This is a genomic window from Pseudovibrio sp. Ad46, assembly GCF_001623065.1.
Lineage (GTDB): Bacteria > Pseudomonadota > Alphaproteobacteria > Rhizobiales > Stappiaceae > Pseudovibrio.
Window position 1 is genome coordinate 57491 of record NZ_LMCG01000001.1, and the last position, 22246, is coordinate 79736.

The following is a 22246-nucleotide window of genomic DNA, read 5'->3' on the forward strand; positions in this document are numbered from 1 at the left end:
CACATTTGACTTAGCGGCAGCTTTACCTCACAGTTTCAGAGAGTTCATTTTTCTGCCCATTGCGACACCCACAAAGTTTCATCATGCCGCTTTCATTGAGTGCCTATCTTAGTCTCGGGTTAGCTATTGCAAGCGTCCCGCTCATCACACAGCGATGGGTGCCGCTCACCTTATTCGCTCTCTCGCTGGTTCTTGCAGTCACCGCAGGCGTACTGAATGCAACCGGGCTCCTGCTCGTTCTCAGCTGGGCTGTGGTCTGTGCGGTCCTCTTCCAGCAAAAGCACCCTGTCTGGCTTTATTATGTGATGGTTGGTCAGCTGTTGCTGGCAGGGCATCTGGTGATGACGCATGAAGCTCCCGGCTTTCACAATCTTCAGGTCCTGTCTGGTGCAAAAACCAGCCCGGATGCTGTGCCATACTCGCTTTACCTCAATTTCGATAAGGCAGCTTTGGGCTTCCTGCTGTTTCTCTTCGCAGCCCCCCGCATCCGCACAGCCAAAGATTGGCTCCGCAGCCTGCGTATAACACTGCTGTTCTTCATTCCGGCAGCGGCAGTACTGATCGGCGCAACCTACGCCGCAGGGCTAGTGGTGTTCGACCCGAAACTGGTGCCCTTCTTACCAATCTGGATCTTTGCGAACCTGCTGTTCACCTGCGTGGCAGAAGAGGTCTTCTTTCGCCAGTTCATCATGGGCCAGCTGATGGAAAAGCTCGGGCGCAGCTTTTGGGCAGGCACCGCGGCACTCGTAATCTCCTCACTCCACTTCGCCTACTACCATCTGGATGGCGGCCTGCCTTACGCAGCCTTTGCCTTCGTCGCCGGGCTGTTCTACGGCGCCACCTTCTGGAAATCAGGTCGTGTAGAAGCCGCCATAGGCGTCCACTTCCTCGTCAACCTCACCCATATCTTCTTCTTCACCTACCCCATGTTGGCGAAGTAAGGCAGGCAACCACCCACGATACCTTTTCCGTAAGAGAATGCTGCTAATCATTGCTCTGTCACGTGCTCGCACTTCAAGGCCTCGAGCTCTCGGAACAAAGGGTGGCTGAATGTCCAGATCGCAAACGAGGCTAACACCACGTTCAATCATCGCTGCGACGAGTGGAAACGTTCTGGAATGGTATGACTTCACCGTTTACAGCTTTCTCACGGCAACAATTGCCACCCAATTTTTCCCGTTAGAAAACAGAGTGGCTTCACTGCTTTCTGCATTCGCCGTGCTGGCTGTCGGCTATGCAGCGCGCCCTATCGGCAGTGTAATCTTTGGTCATATTGGAGATCGTGTGGGCCGCAAGGCCGCCATGATGATCTCCGTCCTGTTGATGGGCGGAGGTTCACTCGCGATTGCCCTGCTACCCACATATGGTCAGATTGGGATCGCCGCAGCCATACTTCTGGTTCTGGTAAGGATCATTCAGGGTATTGCTGTCGCCGGAGAATACACCGCCTCCGGTGTCCTCCTGGTGGAGCAAGCAGAGCCGGAACGCCGGGCATTAACGGGAGCATGGATTGCATGCGCAATGATCTCCGGCTGCCTCGTCGGCTCGGCTGTTCCAGCCGGTATCAGCCTCCTTCTTTCAGCCGAACAGATGGCGGATTGGGGATGGCGTCTGGCTTTCGGTTTCGGCACGCTGGTCGCAATCTTCAGCGCGGTCATCAGGCGAAACATCACCGATACAGTGCTGGACGAAGACCCGGCAGATAACTCATCACCTGTCTGGCAAAGCCTGCGGGATCATTCTGGTTTGATCGGGCAAATGATTTTGCTGCTCATTCCAACTGCTGTGATTTACTTTGTAATTTACGTCTATGCGGTCTCATATTTAAGCGCGGAGCCAGGCTTTGGCGCATCCACGGCTCTCAATGTCACAACACTCAACCTGATTGTTATGGCTCTGTTTATTCCGGTTTGCGGACTAGCTGCGGACCGGTTTGGGTTGCGGCCAGCTTTTCTCGCTGGAGCTTTGGCAACCTTCATCCTCGCGGGCCCTTGCTGGTGGCTTATGCTCCAGGAGGACATCACATCCGTTTTTCTTGGACAGTTCGGTCTCACCTTAACAAGCACAGTCGGATGGGCGCTCTCCATCACAGCCCTCACCCTAATGGCGCCGGATCACTTACGCTGCAGCGTTGTCGCGCTCGGATACAATCTAAGCATGGCCCTCTTCGGCGGCACGACCCCAATCGTCGCCACATATCTGGTAACCCAGACCGGCAAAGACTACGCCCCCGTCTACTACATCCTCATCGCAGTCCTCATCTCCCTCCCAATCATCTGGCGTCTGCCAAAACTCATCGCTACAACACGGCTGCAGAACGCTTTGGCATAACGTTCAGCACCTCGTGTTTAAGCGAGCCCTCTAATGCAAAAAGTAATGTGTTAAGCTGAAAATACGCTGCTCATCAAAAGGATACTTTCTCCTATTTGATAGGAAGATAGACATCTCCGTTACGCGTACATTACCATCACTGTAATGACCGTTGAGCCCCCTCATAAAGGCCAGCATAAACAACATCTCAGTGCGGAGCGCGCGCTGATACGATCCAATGGGAGATTCCGCATGACACAACGCACTTCACCAAACATGGGCGAGTTCCTGCATCTACGTGGTCAGAACCTGTCTAAGGGTGAACCGATTGCGTTACCTTTGGTGCAGAGCTCAATGTACCATCTTCCAGGATTACCTGAGGACTTTCCAAACTATGGTCGTGTCAGCAACCCGACATGGACCCAGCTTGAACATGCGCTCGCTCATCTCGAAGCAGCGCCTTGCCTTTGCTTTCCATCCGGAATGGCGGCAATTTCAGCAGCCCTCTTCGCAACGCTTAAAGCCGGTGATCGACTGCTGGTCCCAGCAGACGGGTATTATGTAACCCGCATCCTCTCCAGCCAGTTTCTGGCTAAGTTCGGCGTTGAAGTCGTTGAGCGCGACACCGCTGAGTTTACCACAGGCGGCTTTGATGGGTTCAGCGTTGTGTTCTTGGAAACACCTTCAAATCCGGGCCTCGACCTGCTGGATCTAACAGCAATTGCGTCTGCTGTACGCGCCGCAGGTGGTATCACGATTTGCGACAACACAACCCTGACACCGCTTGGTCAGCGACCATTAGATTTTGGTGTAGACCTTGTCGTCTCCTCAGACACTAAATCCATGGCAGGCCATTCCGACGCCCTTATGGGTCATGTCGCCAGCCGAAACACTGAGATTTTAAAAGCTGTCGAAGAGTGGCGAAAGTTTTCCGGCTGCATCCCCGGCCCACAAGAAGCATGGCTGTTGCATCGAGGCCTCGAAACGCTGGATGTGCGCTATGATCGGATGTGTACGTCCGCAGCTCTGCTCGCAGAGCGTTTTGCAAATCATCCAGCCGTAAAGTCTATTCGTTTTCCGGGCTTGGAAACGGACCCAGCCCATGCATTGGCCAAAGCGCAACAAACACGGTTTGGGTTCTTGATCTCCCTCACGCTTGAAACAGAAGCCCAGGCTGAACAGTTCATCAATTCATGCACCCTCTTGCGCCCTGCCACCTCATTTGGCGGCGTTCATAGCTCAGCAGAACGCCGCGCCCGATGGGGAGACGCAGTAGATCCTGCCTTCATCCGCTTATCTGTGGGATGCGAGCCGGTAGAGGAACTCTGGCAGGCCTTCTCAGAAGCCCTGGAGCAGGTCTCTTAAGAGACGAATTCAATCCACGACGGGCAGTTTCTCAGACTGCCCGTCTCCCCCATCCTCATCACAATCCTCGCCTCCCTCTCAATCCATTCCAACATCTATCCCTAATCCAAAGCTCGAATATCCGGTTGGCGCCACAGAACGAAAATAAGCCCCAGCGCAATGGCAAAGCAGGCGATGCCCGCGATAAACACGCCATGAATGTTAGCGGTCATTAAAGAAGCACCAGCAATAGCAAGCAGGAACTGAGCTCCCGTCGAGCTCGATATGGTGATCCCCATGATCCAGCCTTGTTCGCTCTCATCAACAGCAGCAGAAAACAAGGAAAACATGAGAGGCAGGGTAAGCGCAAAGGCCGCTACGATTGGCACTGTCAGGAGATAGGAGAGCCAGGCCACATCATTCACCGTAAAGGCCAGGAGCCCAACTCCCATCACAGTCACACTCACAGCAATCGTCGCCACCTTAGAAAATCGTTGGGATATTGGCCCCACCAGAAGCGCACTTACAAGAGCCAGAACCGATCCAAAAATGATCAGGAGAATGCTGTTTTGAAGCGTATCGAACCCAAAGCGCAACACCATGTAGTTATTGAGATAAATATAAAAGGCGCTCAGCCCGACCTCTATAAAGAGGAAAACAGCACACAGCTTCAAAATTGTAGGCCTTGAATGTGCCCGCCAAAGAACGAGAAAAACCTCTGACAGGCCAAAATCTATCTTGCGGCGTGTCTGGTTTGTTTCCTCAAAGAAAACAATGATCAGAACAATGTTGATCAGGATCAGCACCAGCGCTGCATAAAAAGGCAGTTCAAGCGAAGCATAACTGCCCATGATGGAGGGATCACTGAGCACTCCCGCAAATAGCGGCCCAACAATCAAGCCAATGGCAATGGCTGCTGTCACATACCCCATATTCCGGTTTCTTTCTGCGCCCGTACAGCTGAGATCAACAAGAGCAGCTTGTGCGATTGGCTGATTGCCTGCGGCGAACCCGGTAATTGCGCGCGCGAGCACCAGCAAAGCCAGATTTGACCAAAGCAGCGCAACAACTGCCAGCCCATATCCGAACAAGGCACCAAACAGGCAAATAAGGATGGCCTTCTTGCGCCCGATGTAATCTGAAAGCTTGGAGATATAGGCGCCACCAAAAAACCAGCTGATGTAGAACGCTCCGGTCAAGAGGCTGAAATCAATCTCCCGGATTGCAAGAGAATCTCCAAGCGGAACAAAGGTGCTGCCAGGCACCATCACAAGGCTATTGACGATCGGAAAAATCAGCCCTTGCCCCATAACATCCACAAGGACAAGGAGAAGCAATGCAATTCGAGACCAACCCATCGTTTCACGCCTTTCGCGCTTCAATTCAGCAAAGCATCATTCTGAAATTCATCAGATACTCACCAGAGCTATCCAGCAGCGGACCAACCGTCCGCCAACTCACTCCACCACGCGCAGGTGCTTCTTCTTTTCAAGCACCTTCAGCACGTTGGCTAGGTCGTGGCCGCGTTTGAGGATCATGCCGCCGGTGCCAACGACGCAGTAGGCGCCTTGTTTACGGGCAAGCTTGGGGTCTTTTTCAATACGGTAGAGCGGCATTTCGCTGGCACGGCGGAAAATGGCAAAGATCGCTTTGTCTGTGCCATGGCCGATGGCGTAATCACGCCACTCGCCGCTGGCAACCATGCGTCCGTACAGCCTGAGGATCTGATCGAGTTCCGTTCGATGAAAAGCAACTATCGGTTTCGGGAGGTTCGGTTTTTGTTGAACGGCTGCGCTGTTGGCGCCACCATCAAGAGAGCGAACGCTCCCGGACACTATTGCAATATCATCCCCTTCACTCATGAAGGCCTCCTGCGTTCAGATCCTGTGGTTGGGCATCCCGGAGAAAGCAGAATATCGGCTCTCGCATCGCGAATGCGCCGAGGCAATCTGGTTGAGCACGCAGCGTGAATTTGAAAATCCGCGACGCACGCTAAGCCATCGGCAACCCCATTTTACCACATAATCCGCCCATCCTGCGGCAAAGCCTGAAAGAACGCAAGGGAACCTCCTTTTGCTGCCCGGCAAAGGACCCCGTGAGAATTAAGAGTACACGCTAAAATTGTCACAGTAGTTTCTCTATTTCGCCCCAATTGGGTCATTGAGGAGCCACGAATGCCAGCCAAATTATCGTTGTTGCCCAAGCAGGTTCGGTTCTGTGGAGCTGTGGTGAAGACTCTCACCCCTACCCCCCGTTGACCCACTCGTCACAGTGCTGAAGGAGAACCGAACCGCTTCCCCCTACAACTTATCGCTGCGATAAACCGTTGGCTCTTAATCAGTGAGACCAAGGGACAGGCCACCACCTCCAAGTAGTTTCGGCTGGCTGGTACAATCCCATATTCCAGCCAAAAGCCCCGCAGCATCCCGCGCCAGCTTATTGGCATTCTTGGTCGCACGGGCATCCACGTAACCGACGTGACAAGTCTTACCCTGCCCCAGCTGAGTGATCACCAGCACCTGCCCACGATAAAACCCGTCCGCATCCGCTTTATCATCCCCCGCAACATCCGCTGGAATGTCCGTATGCCACCGCAGAATGGTCGCCACAGGCTCACCACCTTCCAGCACCCACTCAATAGTGGAGCCAAGCCGGTTCCACGGACTCAGACCTTGTGTCGCCGCAGGTTCATCGCGCGCCTGCTCGCCATAACTGACGAAGAACCGCAAATCACCCTCAGCCACGTAAACGGGGATACCGTTATACCCCTGACACATCCACACAGCAGAGCCCACTGCATTTTCGGGGGTGTCTTGAAGCTCACATGTCTCGTTTAAATCCAGCGTGGAATAAACACTCTCGGCCAAAGCGGTGGTGCAAACAAAAATTCCGGTCATGGCAACAATGAGGAACTGAAAATTCTTCAACATTAAGCACCCACTTATCCCAGAGTTATTCGTCAGGAATTACTTGAACGAATTACGCAAGCTCGACTGCGAAATATATCTTGCAACAGGCCGATGCCCCTGTAATACAGGCAGCAAATGAAATTGGAGTATACATAAATGCGTATCGATCGTATTCCTGTCGGTAAGAACCCACCTGAGGACGTCAATGTCATTATTGAAGTTCCAGTTGGCGGTGAGCCGATCAAATACGAGATGGAAAAAGAATCCGGCGCAATGTACGTCGATCGCTTCCTCTACACCCCTATGCGTTACCCGGGCAACTACGGCTTCGTTCCACACACCCTGTGCGGTGATGGCGACCCAATCGACGTAGTTGTTGTGAACCAGCGCCCAATCGTTCCAGGCGCCGTCATGAGCTGCCGTCCGATCGGCGTTCTGGTCATGGAAGACGAGTCCGGTCAGGATGAGAAAATCATCGCTGTCCCAAGCAGCAAGCTGACCCGTCGTTACGAATCCGTACACAACATCGAAGACCTGCCTGAAATCACCATCAAGCAGATTGAGCACTTCTTCGAGCACTACAAAGATCTTGAGCCAAACAAATGGGTAAAGATCACCGGCATTCATGGTGCGGACGAAGCTAAGCGTCTGATCGTAGAAAGCATCGAGCGCTACAACAAAGAAGAAGGCTAAACCCCTCTCTTTGTGACTGACACAAAAAAGCCCGGAGCTGCGTAGAGCCCCGGGCTTTTTTCATATCAAAACAAAGCGCTGAAACCTCAGCTCTTGCGGGGAAGCACCAGACCGCACAACGTAATAAACACCATCACACTCGCATAAATCGCATTCAATCCGGCAAACGACAGACCAAAGATGCGGAACTGTGCAACAGAGCAGCTCACAACTTTAGTGGTCGCAAGGCTCTGCAGCATGTTGGAAGCAGATCCCAGCTCCATGCTGCCACCAGCGGCACAATCATTCGGCCCAAGCCAGAGTTCCCACTCTGCGCCAGCCTGATAGATGCCAACACCGCCGCCATACAGAAAACCACCAGCCGCACCCAGCAGTGCCAGCACAGAAACCCAGCGCAGCTTCTCGGTCCGGGTAAAGATCAGCGCCAGAATACCCAGCACCAGACCAGCGTAGTACGGATTACGCTGAATGAGACACAGTGGGCATGGCTTAAAACCACCAATAAGCTCAAAACCCCACGCGGTCGCCAACGCTGTGGCACTACCCAGTGTCACCAGCGCAGCACCAGAGGTGAGCGGATCTTTCAGAAGCAGCGCAAAAAAGCGTCCTAGCATTTCCAGTTAACCTCTCCTGCGCATTCCCGAGGCTCCAAACCAGCACTCCAAAGAACACGCGCCACAAAACAGATTAAAGCAACTGTCCCATTCTCAAAGAAACGACAGCCGCTTTAAAGAAACTTGATCAGAGCGAAACCACCAACCAGCAGCACCACAAACACAGTGAACACCAGCCCCAGCCGCTTTTCGATGAAATCCCGAATTACTGGTCCAAACAGGTACAAAAGCCCTGCGACCGCAAAAAACCGAATTCCACGGGAGACGATGCTCGCCGCAATGAATACTGGGAGATTCAGAGCAAAAACACCACTCGCAATAGTTATTACTTTGTACGGAAATGGCGTCAAACCAGCGATAAACACAAACCACCAGCCCCAGTCCTCAAAGATTTGCTTAAACTGGTCAAACTTATCCATGTAACCGTAAAACGCGAGGATTGGTTTCGCCACTTCCTCAAACAAGACGGCACCAATGAGATACCCCAGCAAACCACCCAGAACAGAAGCCACAGTACACAGCGCAGCATAAAACCAGGATCGCTGACGTTTGCTCACACACATCGGGATGAGAAGCAGGTCAGGCGGAAGCGGAAAGACAGAGCTTTCCACAAAGGCGACAGCGCTCAGCGCATGGGGTGCACGTGGTCCCGCAGCAAGGGAAAGTGTCCAGTCATAAAGGCGACGCAACATAAGTCAGCGATGCTCCAAACAATCATTCATTCAAGCGAAGAATATGGTTCATTTCGCAATGCGGTAACATTCAATAACAGCCCCACGCTGGAGTCCTACCTCAATCATCAGCAGCAATCACAGGATTATGGCCGGAAATATGACCTCACCCCCCTTATCCCCCGTAAATATATATAAGCATAGGCTGACAAATGCTGTGGTTAGCTGAATCAAAATATTGACGTCGCACCCCATCTCGATATATTCCGCCCTTACCAACCGTTGCCCCCGTGGCGGAACTGGTAGACGCGCCGGATTCAAAATCCGGTTTCTTCGGAAGTGCCAGTTCGAGTCTGGCCGGGGGCACCACTCTTCTCTTCCCCAAAATTTAAGCGCTTTCATCCAAGGCTACACGTGCGTCTTGAGCTATCTGCGAAGCTCACGCCAGCGGGTGATGGTCTTCTACCAGCTTCTGCAGGCGCTCTTCCAGCACGTGGGTATAAATCTGTGTTGTTGAGATGTCCGCATGCCCCAGCAGCTGCTGCACCACACGCAGGTCAGCGCCATTTTGCAACAGGTGCGAGGCGAAGGCGTGGCGGAGCACGTGCGGAGAAACCTTGTTGCGGTCAATATCCGCTTCCAACGCAAGCGCCTTCAAGTCTCGCCCAAACGCCTGACGCGTAAAGTGCCCGCTCTCGCCGTGAGAGGGAAACAGCCAAACACTGTCCGCATAAGCCCCTAAAGATGCACGCAGCCGCACATACTCAACCATGGCCTTCTGTGAGCGGGGAGACAGTGGAACAGCCCGTTCCTTACCGCCCTTCCCTTTCACGGTGATAAGACGGCTGTCACGAATAGCCGCTGACACTGGCAGGGAAACAAGTTCGGAAACACGCAGACCCGTCGCATAAAGCACCTCCAGCAATGTGTAGACACGCGCAGCTCTGATCTGCTTTGCATCACTATCATGCGTGATAGTAGCCAATTGTTCTGCCTTGCCGATCAGCCGATCCACCTCTTCCTCACTCAACACACCGGGAAGAGTTGAGGCTTTACGCGGAGAAGCAACGGTTCGGGTTGGATCATCATCACGAATATCCTCGGCATAACAGAACTGGTAGAACTGCCGAAGAGCCGAAAGTCGCCGTGCCTGAGAGGAGGCCGCAAACCCGCGGTCAGTAAGGTCAGAGAGATAGGCACGGACATCTGTAACCTGCACAGCAAGCAGATCCACACCTTGCGTACTCAGGAAACTATCAAAATCTTCCAGGTCAGTTCGGTAGCTTTCCAACGTATTGAACGCACTGACGCGCTCAACGCTTAACATTTCAAAAAAGCGTTCAGTCTCAAGAGTTCGACGCATAAAAAGCCTATTCGAAGCCTTCCTTTTGGATTTCGACGATAATTTCGCGTGGCTCCGGCTCAACGTAGCTGACAAGCAGATACATGCTCAGCACAGCGCCAGTAACGATCAAACCTATGATAGACAGCAATCGCATCAATGTTGGCATGGCAGAACCGGATGCTCCCGTATAAATCTGGATACCCCTAAATCACCCGCAGATGGTGGGGTGTAGCAGTATACTTCACAATCAAAAATAGACCGTTTCACTGTGAAGGTTCAACCCGAAGGCACCCAGTGTACCGCGTATTTTGCGATATCCTCCAGGCCTGTGAAGGGGCACCTACGGTTTCTGTAGAAAATTAGCAGTTAAATGCTGGCAAACACTCTTGGTCTAGAACCTTGACAGGACAAGGTGTGATAATGTCAAAGCGTAAGTAAGAGTAGATGAATCGGCGAGGGCGTGGCGTGACTGCAAACGACACAAAGTCAGACAAAAAACGTCAACGACAGCAAGATATTTTGAAGCGCCTCGGCACTAAGCCAATTGTACTTGTTGGCATTATGGGCTGTGGCAAATCCACAGTAGGTCGCCGTTTGGCTCAATATCTCGCTCTCAATTTTATTGATGCAGACTCAGAGATTGAAAAAGCAGCAGATCGTTCTATCTCAGAGATATTCGCTGAACACGGTGAAAGCTATTTCCGGCAAGGTGAAAAGCGTGTCATTGCACGCCTGTTGGACGAAGGACCACAAGTCCTCGCAACAGGTGGCGGTGCCTTCATCAATGAAGAGACACGCTCCCGCATCAAGGAAAAGGGCATCTCCATCTGGATGAAGGCTGAGCTGTCTGTCATCATGACCCGCGTGCGCAAGCGCCCTACCCGGCCATTGCTGCAGACTGCGGATCCTGAGGCAACCATGCAAAAGCTGATGGATGAGCGCTATCCGATCTATGAAGAAGCGGACATGGCAATCTGGTCGCGTGATGTGACCCATGAAGCAGTTATGGAAGAAATCCTGATCGCTCTGGAAAAAGGACTACCGCCTCTCTCTGATGAGGCATCTGAAAATAACGAGGTTGGAAAGTGACAGAAGAAAATAACGCCACGCTCGTCAATGTCGATCTGGGCGACCGTAGCTATCCAATCCTCATTGGCCGCAACCTGATCAAACGCGCTGGAGAAGAAGTCTCCACCCGCCTCCCAGGTGCCAAAACAGTCATCATCACAGATGAGACCGTCAAGAAACTCCATTTGAAGGCACTGGAAGAAAGCTTCCAGTCCGCAGGTGTTGAGTTCAGCACACTTGTTGTGCCAGCAGGCGAAAAAACCAAACGCTTCGAAATCTTCGAGCGCCTCTGCGATGATATCCTCGCCCTGCGCCTCGAGCGCGGCGATGCTGTTGTTGCCTTAGGTGGCGGCGTTGTTGGTGATCTCTCCGGTTTCGTTTCTGGTGTCGTTCGCCGTGGCATGAAGTTCGTTCAGATCCCAACCACCCTACTCGCTCAGGTCGACAGTTCTGTCGGCGGCAAAACCGGCATCAACTCCCGCCATGGCAAAAACCTGCTCGGTGTGTTCCATCAGCCTGCCTTGGTACTGGCAGATACATCCGTTCTGGATACGCTCAGCCCGCGTGACTTCCGCGCTGGCTATGCAGAAGTTGCCAAATACGGCCTGATCAATGATCCGGACTTCTTCGAATGGCTGGAAGCCAATTGGGAAGGTATCTTCGCTGGCGGGCCTGAACGAGAACACGCAGTCGCCCATTCCTGTCGCGCCAAAGCAGCTGTTGTTGCTGCAGACGAGCTGGAATCCGGCAACCGCGCACTGCTCAATCTCGGTCACACCTTCGGCCATTCGCTGGAAGGTGCTGTTGCCTATGAGACTGAACGACTGGTGCACGGAGAAGGCGTTTCCATCGGCATGGTATTGGCCCATGAATTTTCTGAGCAGCTTGGCCTGTGCCCGGCGGAAGACACCAAACGTGTTATCACGCATTTGGAAGCCGTCGGCCTGCCAACGCGTATTGATCAGATCCCCGGCCAGCTGCCACCAATCGGCACTTTTATGGACTTGATTGCACAGGACAAAAAAGTAAGTCGTGGTCAGCTCACTTTTATCCTTACAAAAGGCATCGGCACTTCCTATGTCGATAAAACTGTAAGCGCGGAACCCCTCCGCGCGTTTCTTGAGGAGAAACTCGGCAAATGACGGACTACGCTTTCTGGGCTTCCGTTGTCGCTATTGTAATTTTGCTCGTTCTTTCGGGCTTTTTTTCCGGGTCGGAGACTGCCCTGACAGCAGCATCACGCGCCCGTATGCATGCGCTGGTCAAATCCGGTAATAAAAGAGCGCTAATTGTTGCAAGACTGATCGAGTTCAGAGAGCGCCTCATCGGCGCACTGCTGCTCGGCAATAACCTTGTCAACATTCTGGCCTCTGCACTCGCAACATCCTTGTTCCTGAAGCTCTTCGGAGACGCAGGCGTCGCCTACGCAACACTGGTCATGACTCTTCTGGTCCTGATCTTCTCTGAAGTGCTGCCAAAAACATGGGCGATCGCAAACGCAGAAAAATTCGCACTCAGCGTTGCACCTGTTGTTCGCGTACTGGTGATTGTCTTTGGACCGATCGTTGCCGCCATCGAGGTAATTGTACGCCTCGTCCTGCGCATCTTCGGCATTCGCATTGATGACTCCACAGCCGTCCTGTCAGCACACGAAGAGCTGCGCGGCACTCTGGACCTTCAGCATAAAGAAGGCGGCCTGATCAAAGCGGATAAAGACCGTATTGGCGGCCTGCTGGATCTGGTTGAGCTTGAAGTGTCTGACGTGATGGTTCATCGCACCAAGCTGTTCGCACTCAATGCCGACCTGCCACCGGAAGAGCTGGTGGAAGAAGTGTTGGCCAGCCCGTTCACCCGTATTCCGCTATGGCGTGATGATCCCGACAATATGGTCGGCCTGCTCCACGCCAAGGATGTTCTGCGTGCAATCGCAAACCTCAAAGGCGATATGGAGAAGTTCGAGCTGGATAAGGTTATGAGCCCGCTTTGGTTCGTACCGGACACCACCAGCCTTCAGAACCAGCTCAACGCCTTCCTGAAGCGCAAAACCCATTTCGCTCTCGTGGTAGACGAGTACGGCGAAGTGATGGGTCTCGTCACGCTGGAAGACATTCTGGAAGAGATCGTCGGTGAGATTGCAGACGAACACGACATCGAACTGCCCGGCCTCAAACCACAGGCAGACGGTTCCGTGATCGTCGAAGGCTCCGTACCGATTCGCGACCTCAACAGAGCGACTGATTGGAACCTGCCAGACGACGAAGCGACAACCATCGCCGGTCTCGTTATTCACGAAGCAAAAATGATCCCCGAGGAACGACAGATCTTCACCTTCCACGGATTCCGCTTCACGGTCCTGAGCCGGGAAAAGAACCGCATCACGCGCTTGCGCATGATGGCGCTCAGCCCGCTTCAGGATGCGAAAAAAGCCAGCAAATAAAAATGGGCCCAGCCGGGCCCATTTCCTTTTCTGCAGTCCCTTAAAGAACGCAAAATTATCGTAAAACGCTCAAATCAACGCACATAACAACGCAAACGGGTAAAACACGAGCGCCTGCAACGTACTAGCCATTTGCCGCATTGATTTAGCTGTGCCAATGTACCAATTACTGTAAGAACCAATTACGTGTGAGATTTGGCTTCAATGGCAAGCGCGTGAATGCCTCCGGCGATCTCTTCAGCCACGCATTCGTTTACTGCACGATGCATAGCGACGCGGGACATACCCTCAAAGGCTGTGGATATGATCTTGATCCGGAAGTGGGTTTGTCCACCCTCGCGCCAGCCGCCGTGACCGCGGTGGCTCTCGGATTCGTCGGTGACTTCAAGAAGCTGCGGCTTAAACGCGGCTTCCAGTTTAGTGATCATGATGTCTCTTGTGCTCATGTTTTCTATATCTCTCACGTAGGAAACCGTCGTCAAGGCCTTGCCTAACAGGGTCACTTTTTTCTATTTATGTCGGCTACCTGCTTTATGGCAGGTGCTAACCCAATCGCAAGGCAACTGAAAACCGAAAAATGAAGCAAGCATCCTCCATTTTCGACAGCATTCGCGTAAAACCCGGCAAAGAACGCACAACAAGCTCAAAAGGCCCAAAGTGCGAATGGGACGGTTGCGACCAGCCCGGCACCCATAAAGCACCGAAAGGTCGCGATCGGGAAGGCCAGTACTTTCATTTTTGCGTAGACCACGTAAAGGCCTACAACAAATCGTATAATTATTTTTCCGGCATGGACGATGACAGTGTTCGCAGCTACCAGCGCGATAGCATGACAGGACATCGCCCCACCTGGAAAATGGGCGTAAACTCGCAGGCAGACGCCGCGAATGCCCGCGATGGAAGCCGTACAAACATCGGTGGCGAAGACGTAAACGACCCGCACAACATCTTCGCTGGCGCCACCGGAGCACGCAGCCAACCTCAGGAACCGCAACGTAAGGTACTGGCACTTGAGAAAAGGTCATTTGAAACATTGAACCTTCGGGTAACCGCCCGTGGCGCCGAGATAAAAACTCGCTATAAAGAGCTGGTAAAGATTCATCACCCTGATGCCAATGGTGGCGACCGCTCTTCGGAAGACCGCTTGCGCGAGATTATTCAGGCCTACAACGTGCTCAAGAAATCCGGTTATTGCTAGGTCATACGTTTGACCAGTTCCCGGATCTCTTAGAATTTTTTAGATTTTCATTACCCCGATTTCGACGTGGGGCCGCGGAGGAAAAATGATAGATACGATGCAAACCGCTCAAACCCTGCCGACCGAAACAATTTCTGTACGTGAGACATTTGGCATCGACAGCGACATGGAAGTACAAGCCTTCGCTGAAGCAAACGAACATGTTCCTGATATCGATCCAGACTATCTGTTTGATCGCGCAACAACTCTCGCAATCTTGGCAGGTTTTGCAAAGAACCGCCGTGTGATGGTCTCCGGCTACCACGGTACTGGTAAATCGACTCATATCGAGCAAGTCGCAGCCCGCCTGAACTGGCCTTGTGTGCGCGTAAACCTCGACAGCCACATCTCTCGTATCGACCTTGTTGGTAAAGACGCAATCGTTGTGAAGGACGGTCACACCGTCACCGAGTTCAAGGACGGCATCCTTCCTTGGGCCCTTCAAAACAATGTCGCGCTTGTCTTCGATGAGTACGACGCAGGCCGTCCAGACGTGATGTTCGTGATCCAGCGTGTTCTTGAGGTTTCCGGGCGCTTGACCCTCCTCGATCAGAACCGCGTGATCAATCCACATCCGGCATTCCGCCTGTTCGCAACCGCGAACACCGTCGGTCTTGGTGATACATCCGGCCTCTACCATGGTACGCAGCAGATCAACCAGGGCCAGATGGACCGCTGGTCTATCGTGACCACGCTAAACTATCTGCCTCACGACAACGAAGTTGAGATCGTTCTGGCGAAGTCTCCACACTACAGTGGTGCAGAAGGTCGCTCTATCGTTTCCAAGATGGTTCGTGTTGCAGACATGACCCGTAGCGCTTTCATGAACGGCGAGCTCTCCACTGTGATGAGCCCACGTACAGTGATCACATGGTCAGAAAACGCTGAAATCTTTGGCGATATCGGTTTCTCATTCCGCCTGACCTTCCTGAACAAGTGTGACGATACCGAGCAAGCGCTGGTTTCTGAGTTCTACCAGCGTTGTTTCGGGGAAGATCTTCCTGAATCAGCGGCAAACATCGTCATGAGTTAAGGGGAGTTACATGGCAGGTACCAGCAACTCCTCAGCCAAGAACAAACCTGCCAGCCAGCCATTCAAGCAAGCGATGGGCTCTACAGTCAGAGCCATCGCAGGCGAGCCTGAGCTGGAGGTTGTTTTTTCACCGGATAAACCGGGAATGACCAGCGGACGCATCCGTCTGCCGGAACCTTCCCGCACGATGACAAAGGAAGAAGTCGCCGTTACCCGCGGTTTGGGTGACTCCATGGCTCTGCGCCTTGCTTGTCATGATCCAGCTGTTCACACCAAGCACATTCCTCAAGGCGAAAACGCACGCGCTATCTTCAACTCGGTCGAACAAGCCCGCGTTGAAGCCCTTGGTGCTGTCCGTATGCCGGGCGCTGGCGACAACATCGACGCCATGCTTGAGGATCGTTACTTCAAAGCTAACTTCGCAGAAGTCACCACCAAAGACGAAGCTCCGATGCAGGATGCCATCGCTTTGTTGGTACGCGAACGTCTGACGGGCCGCGAGATCCCCAAAAGCGCACAGCGCATGGTGGACCTCTGGAGACCTTTCGTTGAAGAAAAAGCTGATCATGATCTGAACAAACTCGTCACCCGCATGGATGACCAGATCGCGTTCGCCAAGCAGATGCGTGATCTTCTCACCTCTCTCGATATGGCTGATGAGCTGGGAGAAGAACCAGAGGACGACGACGAGAACAACGACGAAAGCCAGCAGGACCAGGATGATCGCTCTGATAACTCTGGTGACATGCAGGAAGATCAGGGTGAGCAAGAAGGCGCTCCTGAAGAGATGGAACTTTCCGGCGAAGAGCAGGAAAGCGGCGAAACCGAAGGCGTCGACAGCGAGATGCAGGATATGTCCGAAGAGGATATGTCCGATCAGGCTGAAGAGCCGGGCGAACAGGAACGCCGGGACCATCCCTTCAGCAATCAGCCGTCTGCTGATGCCTATCACATCTTCACACAAGCTTTCGACGAGATCATTGCAGCAGAAGACCTCTGCGATCAGGAAGAGCTGGATCGTCTCCGCGGCTTCCTCGATAAGCAGCTGGCCTCTCTGTCTGGTGCGGTGTCCCGACTAGCCAACCGCCTGCAGCGTAAACTGATGGCGCAGCAGAGCCGGTCATGGGATTTTGATTTGGAAGAAGGCATTATCGACAGTGCCCGCCTCCATCGCGTAGTCATAGATCCACTACAGCCGCTTGCGTTCAAATGGGAAAACGACACCGAGTTCCGCGATACCGTAGTCACTCTGGTGATCGACAATTCCGGCTCTATGCGCGGTCGTCCGATCACCGTGGCAGCCACATGTGCCGACATTCTGGCACGTACACTTGAGCGTTGCGGCGTGAAGGTGGAGATCCTCGGATTTACCACCAAAGCGTGGAAAGGCGGCCAATCTCGTGAAGCTTGGCTCAAGGATGGCAAACCGTCTAATCCGGGACGCCTGAACGATCTGCGCCACATCATCTACAAATCCGCAGATGCCCCTTGGCGCCGCGCCAAACGCAATCTCGGCCTGATGATGCGCGAAGGCCTGCTAAAGGAAAACATCGACGGAGAGGCTTTAGACTGGGCACACAAGCGTTTGCTTGCACGTCCGGAACGTCGTCGCATCCTGATGATGATCTCCGATGGCGCACCAGTAGATGACTGCACGCTTTCAGTGAACCCAGGCAACTATCTGGAGAAACACCTGCGCAGCGTGATTGCTGAGATTGAAAACAGATCTCCGGTCGAGTTGATCGCAATCGGTATCGGCCACGATGTGACCCGCTACTATAAACGTGCGGTAACAATTGTAGATGCCGAAGAACTGGCTGGCGCGATGACTGATCAGCTTGCTGATTTGTTTGATGAAAACAGCGGTCAGGATCGCGGTAGACGTCACGGACGCCGATGAAATTAACACGACGCATTTTGCTAACAGGAGCAGCGGCAGCGGTAACAACCGCAGTCGCTGCTTCTTTGCCTTTCAGCGAGAGCACCGCACAGCAGAGCGGCTTTCAGCCAATGAAAGTCCGCTCCAAGGAAATCAACCGCTTCAAGTTCTCTGGTACCCGAGCAGAGCAATACGGCCCCCTCATGTTTCTTGGTGGCCTTGAACTCAGCAGCTCAAACGGTCGCTTCGGCGGCTATTCCGGCTTGCTGACGCTCAACAGTGGCTCAGGCATCATTGCTATCTCAGATCGCGGCCATTGGCTGCGCGGCGAACTATCCCAGACCAGCCGAGGAAAGCCTCTCAAGCTGCTGGGCGCAGAAACCGCAACCCTGCTGGATAGCAAGGGCAGAAAGCTCAAACGCACCTACAGGGCCGACACAGAAGGTCTGAGCATTGGCGGCTCAGCCAACACACCTCGCATTTTCGTCAGCCATGAAGGAAAAGGCGGGATCATGACATACCCGCTTAACCTGAAAACAGGCGAAGAACGCGCTAAGCACCTTCTGATCCCCAAAGAGATCCGAGGTTTGGCAAAGAACAAGAGCCTTGAATCTGTTGCCGTCGCCCCTCCCAATTCTCCACTCTCCGGCGCTATCATAACTATTGCCGAACGCGGGAAGTCTCTGAAGCACAACAGACCAGCGTGGATCATCGGTGGCCCGCGACCGGGGAAGTTCTGGATAGGAAAACAAGGCAACTACGATGTTACGGATGCTGCCTTCCTTCCCAATGGCGATCTCTTGATCCTGGAGCGTTTATTCAACCTCTCAGAAGGCCTTGGGATGCGCATCAGGCAGCTGGATGGCTCCAACCTGCGACCAGATCATCTCCATACAGGCAAAACGCTCCTGACCGCTGATTTCAGTTATCAGATTGATAATATGGAAGCTCTGAGCGTTCACATGAACGCTTTTGGAGAGACAGTCCTGTCCCTCATGTCAGATGATAACCGCTCATTCCTACAGCGCACCTTGCTGCTGCGCTTCATCCTGACGGACAACGAACCTTTCAGAGAGCCATTCGTTCGTGCGCCCAAAGAGGCAAAGATCGTCCCAGCGCCAAAACCGAAGCCTCGGTAAACGACGACTATCTTTGTGAACTGCACCGACATTCAATCCCAAAAACAAAAAAAGGCACCGGAACCAAATCCGATGCCTTTTAAAATTCTTTTCAAACGAACAGCTTATCCGCGCTGCGAAGCAGGTACCGCGCCGATTACTCCCAATGCGATGCGGTATGGAACAAGCATGCTCATCGCGACGATGATCTTTACGCTGAAGTCACCAATCGCCCAGGAAACCCAACGAGGAACTTCCAGAGCAAACACACCAAACAATGGTGCAACTTCTACCGCAAACGCATCGTGATAACCCAAGAACGCAAACTGTGTAGCAAAAGCAAGGCTAAAGAACAGCGCAGTATCGAGCATGGTGCCGAGTGTAGAAGAGACGACAGGCGCCTTCCACCAACGACCATCACGAAGACGATGGAACACAGTCACGTCCAGCAACTGAGCAATCAGGAATGCACTTCCTGACGCAATTGCGATACGTGGTGTTGCCAAAACAATAGAAAGAGCAACTGCAACAGCAAAGCCAGCGTACACAACTTTGCGTGCAGCAGCAGGACCAAACTGTCGGTTAATCAAATCAGTTACAAGGAATGCCACTGGATAAGTGAATGCACCCCAAGTAAGCAGGTCTGCTAGATTAACAGCCCCGAACATTCCCTGAACAGGGAATTGAACAAGGTAATTCGAAGCAACGACCACTGTGGTCATTGCCATAATGGCAAGAGCCAGTGGTCGAGCAGTATTCGACTTAGTCACGTTCAATCCCTTTCAAGAATGATGTGATTAAGCAGCTGCCTGACGACGCTTGATTTCGGTCTTCAGCAAACGCGCTTTAGGAGAAAGCTCAGCTTCAACTGCTTTCGCCAAGAATGCGTCCAAACCACCGCGGTGCTCAACAGAACGCAGAGCGTGTGCAGAGATACGCAGTTTGTAAGTTTCGCCGAGAGTTTCACTCATCAGGGAAACATTGCAAAGGTTTGGCAAGAACCGACGACGGCTCCTGTTTTTTGCGTGAGACACGTTGTTGCCGGTCATCACGTCTTTACCGGTAAGTTCGCAGCGGCGTGCCATGAGGGTCACCCTTTTAATTTGTAGGCGCCCTCATTTTTGGGCGCATTCTGTTAAAACCGGCAGGTCGCGGACACCACGGTCACGCGGAACCACCTCCGGCCCTGTACGGAAAAGTTGGCTTGCTATAATTAGTACAGCAGAATTCGTCAAGGCTTTGCTGCCTATTTGCCTGTTCGAAGCCCATTTTTCAATCAAAACTCGAACAAACTCACATCTCTTAACCACCGTGTTACCATGTTTAGGTAGTTTCATATTTCAATGAGTTTGAATTTTTTGTTCAGTTTCCTGAGTTCTCAGGCTGTCAGGCGCGAATGTCTGCGGCTGCGGAGGTACAGTATCGTGCGAGTAACAGTTTCTAAGGTTTGCAATTTTCTTGGCAAATCGAGCGTAATAGCCGTCGCAGCACTTTCATTTAGCACACTATCCACAGCTGCGCTGGGGAAAACAGAGCGCCTAGGCGGTGTCTACAATATTTCTTATGCAGGCTTCACTGTGGCAAAAGGCTCCTTATCGCTTATCCTCAGAGAAAACGCCTATTCCGCAAAAGTGGGTATGGAGCCAGCTGGCATTGGAACCCTCTTCTCCACAGGCAAAGGCGGCGCACACGCGACCGGGTGGATGAAAGGCGCAAAAGTCCTTCCAAGCACTTACACCATGGCCTCTCGTGCATCCAACCGAGATTTCTATGTCAATCTAGGTCAGGGATCTGGCCATGTCCGTACAACCCAGGTCACTCCAAAATACAAACCGTCCAAGACACGCGTTAAGGTCACTGGCAAGCACAAGCTCAATGCGATGGACCCGTTAAGTGCAGCGATTGTACGCGCACCGTCCCGCTCAAAAGTGCTTGATCCATCAGTATGTAATCGCAAACTGCCAATTTATGATGGTTGGGCGCGCTTCAATATCAATATGAAGTTCAAAGAAGTGCGTGAAGTCTCAGGCAAAGGCTACAACGGTCCGGTTGTCGTCTGTACCGCACGCTGGGAGCCTGTTGCGGGACATCGTCCAGAGAAAAAGGCTGTTCAGTATCTGGCCAAAAACGCAAACATTGAGACATGGCTCGCACCGATCGGAAACACCCGTATTCTTATTCCTTACAAGGTCTCCATTCCGACATCGACAGGTACACTTGTTCTGGAAGCAGCAGAACTCAATATGCCGCAAACGTCAGGACTTCGCAAAAAAACAGCTTCCAGATAGGATTTGCACTTTAATCCCAAACCTTCTTGTCTGAAGGGGTTCAAACACCCACATTTGTGATGCAAAGCCTTGACAGATGACCCAGCTGTCGCCAGTGTCGCGCCAAAATTATAGCGCGGTCCAACGCCTTTTAGTCGGCGGGTCAAGCCCGCTGATTGTTACGAGTGAATATCCAATATGCGCAGTTACCTCGAATTCGAAAAACCAGTTGCTGACCTTGAAGGTAAAGTACAGGAATTGAAAATCCTGGCTGAAGGTGGGGAAGCGGTTGATGTGGAAGACGAGATTGCCCGTCTTCAGGAAAAAGCAGATCAAGCACTCAGCGACATTTATTCTCGCTTGACGCCTTGGCAGAAAACTCTGGTGGCCCGCCATCCAGACCGTCCGCATTCACTGGACTACATCAATACCCTGATCTCAGATTTTACGCCTCTTGCCGGCGACCGCAAATTCTCCGAGGATTGCGCCATTATCGCAGGCTTTGGTCGTTTTCGTGGACAATCAGTCGCTATTCTTGGTCAAGAAAAAGGTAACAACACCGAAAGCCGCCTGAAGCATAACTTCGGTATGGCACGTCCGGAAGGTTATCGTAAAGCCGTCCGCATCATGGAACTGGCAAACCGTTTCAACATCCCTGTTGTCTCTTTTGTGGACACAGCAGGTGCGTACCCAGGTATCGGCGCAGAAGAGCGCGGTCAGGCAGAAGCAATCGCACGCTCAACTGACATGTGCCTCGGCCTTGGCGTTCCAAACATCTCCATCGTCATTGGTGAAGGTGGCTCAGGCGGTGCGATTGCAATTGCAACCACCAACCACGTAGCAATGATGGAACACTCCATCTATTCCGTGATCTCACCGGAAGCAGGCGCGTCCATTTTGTGGCGCGACAGCACCCGCGCGCAAGACGCGGCAACCAACATGAAGATCACTGCAGAAGACCTTTCCAGCTTCCGCGTCATTGATGAGATCATCAAAGAGCCAATCGGTGGTGCTCACCGCGCAAAAGAGATCGTAATTGATCGCGCTGGCAACTCGATTGAAACCGCTTTGAGTAAGATGGCCGGTCTCTCTGCAGACGAGCTCAAGAAGCAGCGTCGAGAGAAGTTCTTACGCATAGGTCGTGAACTCGGCTGATTCGAACCTAGGATTTATTGTGGGTATCCACTAAATTTTTTATAAAAGGCATCAGAAGTATATCTGATGCCTTTTTTGTTTGATCCAATCAAACTCGGGGGAAAGTGCATCTTGGGGAATACCCCACAATCTCAGAGAGAATGATCTGTGGTAAGATTCGATCAAC

Annotated in this window: 23 protein-coding genes and 1 tRNA gene; 14 read left to right on the top strand and 10 right to left on the bottom strand. The window is 52.6% G+C overall.

Translation table 11 applies throughout. From position 1 onward, the window contains the following. Positions 1-83 precede the first annotated feature (83 nt). The 3 genes from PsAD46_RS00280 to PsAD46_RS00290 all read left to right on the top strand — a co-directional run bounded on the left by PsAD46_RS00280 (position 84) and on the right by PsAD46_RS00290 (position 3675). A complete protein-coding gene (locus PsAD46_RS00280; RefSeq protein WP_063305918.1) occupies positions 84-941 on the top strand; it encodes a CPBP family intramembrane glutamic endopeptidase in 858 nt (285 codons plus the stop codon). Between the two features lie 109 nt (positions 942-1050). Further along, entirely contained in the window at positions 1051-2331 is a 1281-nt protein-coding gene (locus PsAD46_RS00285) for an MFS transporter (RefSeq protein ID WP_063286066.1), read from the top strand. A 231-nt stretch (positions 2332-2562) separates the two neighbouring features. After that, on the top strand, positions 2563-3675 hold the full coding sequence (locus PsAD46_RS00290) for a cystathionine gamma-lyase (protein WP_063305919.1): 1113 nt from the start codon (positions 2563-2565) through the stop codon (positions 3673-3675). A 101-nt stretch (positions 3676-3776) separates the two neighbouring features. On the opposite strand, the gene PsAD46_RS00295 is transcribed toward PsAD46_RS00290, so the two are convergent. The 3 genes from PsAD46_RS00295 to PsAD46_RS00305 all read right to left on the bottom strand — a co-directional run bounded on the left by PsAD46_RS00295 (position 3777) and on the right by PsAD46_RS00305 (position 6584). Then, complete coding sequence (locus PsAD46_RS00295) at positions 3777-5012, bottom strand: MFS transporter (RefSeq protein ID WP_063305920.1); 1236 nt, start codon at positions 5010-5012, stop codon at positions 3777-3779. Positions 5013-5111: 99 nt separating this feature from the next. Then, entirely contained in the window at positions 5112-5516 is a 405-nt protein-coding gene (locus PsAD46_RS00300; RefSeq protein ID WP_057463503.1) for a DUF2794 domain-containing protein, read from the bottom strand. A gap of 471 nt (positions 5517-5987) precedes the next feature. Then, on the bottom strand, positions 5988-6584 hold the full coding sequence (locus PsAD46_RS00305) for a hypothetical protein (RefSeq protein ID WP_063305921.1): 597 nt from the start codon (positions 6582-6584) through the stop codon (positions 5988-5990). 135 nt (positions 6585-6719) lie between these two features. Between PsAD46_RS00305 and ppa the strand changes: the two genes are divergently transcribed. Beyond that, complete coding sequence (gene ppa / locus PsAD46_RS00310; RefSeq protein ID WP_057463505.1) at positions 6720-7256, top strand: inorganic diphosphatase; 537 nt, start codon at positions 6720-6722, stop codon at positions 7254-7256. Between the two features lie 86 nt (positions 7257-7342). Here the strand turns inward: ppa and PsAD46_RS00315 are convergent, their stop codons facing one another. Then, on the bottom strand, positions 7343-7870 hold the full coding sequence (locus tag PsAD46_RS00315) for a disulfide bond formation protein B (protein WP_063291163.1): 528 nt from the start codon (positions 7868-7870) through the stop codon (positions 7343-7345). A gap of 113 nt (positions 7871-7983) precedes the next feature. Further along, on the bottom strand, positions 7984-8562 hold the full coding sequence (locus PsAD46_RS00320) for a VTT domain-containing protein (protein ID WP_063305922.1): 579 nt from the start codon (positions 8560-8562) through the stop codon (positions 7984-7986). Between the two features lie 263 nt (positions 8563-8825). Here PsAD46_RS00320 and PsAD46_RS00325 point away from each other — a divergent pair. Beyond that, positions 8826-8910 (top strand) — tRNA-Leu (locus PsAD46_RS00325). Positions 8911-8980: 70 nt separating this feature from the next. On the opposite strand, the gene PsAD46_RS00330 is transcribed toward PsAD46_RS00325, so the two are convergent. Together PsAD46_RS00330 and PsAD46_RS28030 are read right to left on the bottom strand one after the other, a co-directional pair. Beyond that, on the bottom strand, positions 8981-9904 hold the full coding sequence (locus tag PsAD46_RS00330; protein ID WP_057463508.1) for a site-specific tyrosine recombinase XerD: 924 nt from the start codon (positions 9902-9904) through the stop codon (positions 8981-8983). A gap of 7 nt (positions 9905-9911) precedes the next feature. Beyond that, a complete protein-coding gene (locus PsAD46_RS28030) occupies positions 9912-10052 on the bottom strand; it encodes a hypothetical protein (RefSeq protein WP_167550253.1) in 141 nt (46 codons plus the stop codon). Between the two features lie 299 nt (positions 10053-10351). Between PsAD46_RS28030 and PsAD46_RS00335 the strand changes: the two genes are divergently transcribed. The 3 genes from PsAD46_RS00335 to PsAD46_RS00345 are packed head-to-tail and all read left to right on the top strand — an operon-like array spanning position 10352 to position 13391. Further along, positions 10352-10975: a shikimate kinase gene (locus tag PsAD46_RS00335; protein WP_057463564.1), complete on the top strand. Its 624-nt coding sequence runs from the start codon at positions 10352-10354 to the stop codon at positions 10973-10975. After that, entirely contained in the window at positions 10972-12096 is a 1125-nt protein-coding gene (aroB, locus tag PsAD46_RS00340) for a 3-dehydroquinate synthase (RefSeq protein ID WP_063286073.1), read from the top strand. The genes PsAD46_RS00335 and aroB overlap by 4 nt, the downstream gene beginning before the upstream one ends. Beyond that, positions 12093-13391 carry an HlyC/CorC family transporter gene (locus PsAD46_RS00345; RefSeq protein WP_057463510.1) on the top strand — a complete coding sequence of 433 codons (1299 nt, stop codon included), beginning with the start codon at positions 12093-12095 and terminating at the stop codon, positions 13389-13391. Before aroB ends, PsAD46_RS00345 begins: the two co-directional genes overlap by 4 nt. 182 nt (positions 13392-13573) lie before the next feature. Here the strand turns inward: PsAD46_RS00345 and PsAD46_RS00350 are convergent, their stop codons facing one another. Next, a complete protein-coding gene (locus PsAD46_RS00350) occupies positions 13574-13837 on the bottom strand; it encodes a BolA family protein (protein ID WP_057463511.1) in 264 nt (87 codons plus the stop codon). Between the two features lie 131 nt (positions 13838-13968). On the opposite strand from PsAD46_RS00350, the gene PsAD46_RS00355 reads away from it, so the two are divergent. The 4 genes from PsAD46_RS00355 to PsAD46_RS00370 all read left to right on the top strand — a co-directional run bounded on the left by PsAD46_RS00355 (position 13969) and on the right by PsAD46_RS00370 (position 18679). Continuing rightward, positions 13969-14589 carry a DnaJ domain-containing protein gene (locus PsAD46_RS00355; protein WP_057463512.1) on the top strand — a complete coding sequence of 207 codons (621 nt, stop codon included), beginning with the start codon at positions 13969-13971 and terminating at the stop codon, positions 14587-14589. Between the two features lie 85 nt (positions 14590-14674). Further along, the gene (cobS, locus tag PsAD46_RS00360; protein WP_063286074.1) at positions 14675-15661 is read left to right on the top strand and encodes a cobaltochelatase subunit CobS; all 987 of its coding nucleotides are present in this window, start codon (positions 14675-14677) and stop codon (positions 15659-15661) included. 10 nt (positions 15662-15671) lie between these two features. Further along, positions 15672-17561, top strand: coding sequence for a cobaltochelatase subunit CobT (gene cobT / locus PsAD46_RS00365; RefSeq protein WP_057463514.1), 1890 nt, complete (start codon positions 15672-15674; stop codon positions 17559-17561). Continuing rightward, positions 17558-18679 carry an esterase-like activity of phytase family protein gene (locus PsAD46_RS00370; RefSeq protein WP_063305923.1) on the top strand — a complete coding sequence of 374 codons (1122 nt, stop codon included), beginning with the start codon at positions 17558-17560 and terminating at the stop codon, positions 18677-18679. The genes cobT and PsAD46_RS00370 overlap by 4 nt, the downstream gene beginning before the upstream one ends. Before the next feature lie 104 nt (positions 18680-18783). Here PsAD46_RS00370 and PsAD46_RS00375 read toward each other — a convergent pair whose 3' ends face one another. Both PsAD46_RS00375 and rpmB read right to left on the bottom strand, forming a co-directional pair. Continuing rightward, positions 18784-19386 carry a VUT family protein gene (locus tag PsAD46_RS00375; RefSeq protein ID WP_057463516.1) on the bottom strand — a complete coding sequence of 201 codons (603 nt, stop codon included), beginning with the start codon at positions 19384-19386 and terminating at the stop codon, positions 18784-18786. A gap of 69 nt (positions 19387-19455) precedes the next feature. Next, positions 19456-19743 carry a 50S ribosomal protein L28 gene (gene rpmB, locus PsAD46_RS00380; RefSeq protein WP_057463517.1) on the bottom strand — a complete coding sequence of 96 codons (288 nt, stop codon included), beginning with the start codon at positions 19741-19743 and terminating at the stop codon, positions 19456-19458. Positions 19744-20082: 339 nt separating this feature from the next. Between rpmB and PsAD46_RS00385 the strand changes: the two genes are divergently transcribed. Together PsAD46_RS00385 and PsAD46_RS00390 are read left to right on the top strand one after the other, a co-directional pair. Continuing rightward, entirely contained in the window at positions 20083-20946 is an 864-nt protein-coding gene (locus tag PsAD46_RS00385; protein ID WP_084404293.1) for a DUF3108 domain-containing protein, read from the top strand. Between the two features lie 177 nt (positions 20947-21123). Further along, positions 21124-22080 carry an acetyl-CoA carboxylase carboxyltransferase subunit alpha gene (locus tag PsAD46_RS00390; protein ID WP_063286077.1) on the top strand — a complete coding sequence of 319 codons (957 nt, stop codon included), beginning with the start codon at positions 21124-21126 and terminating at the stop codon, positions 22078-22080. The last annotated feature ends 166 nt before the right edge of the window (positions 22081-22246 follow it).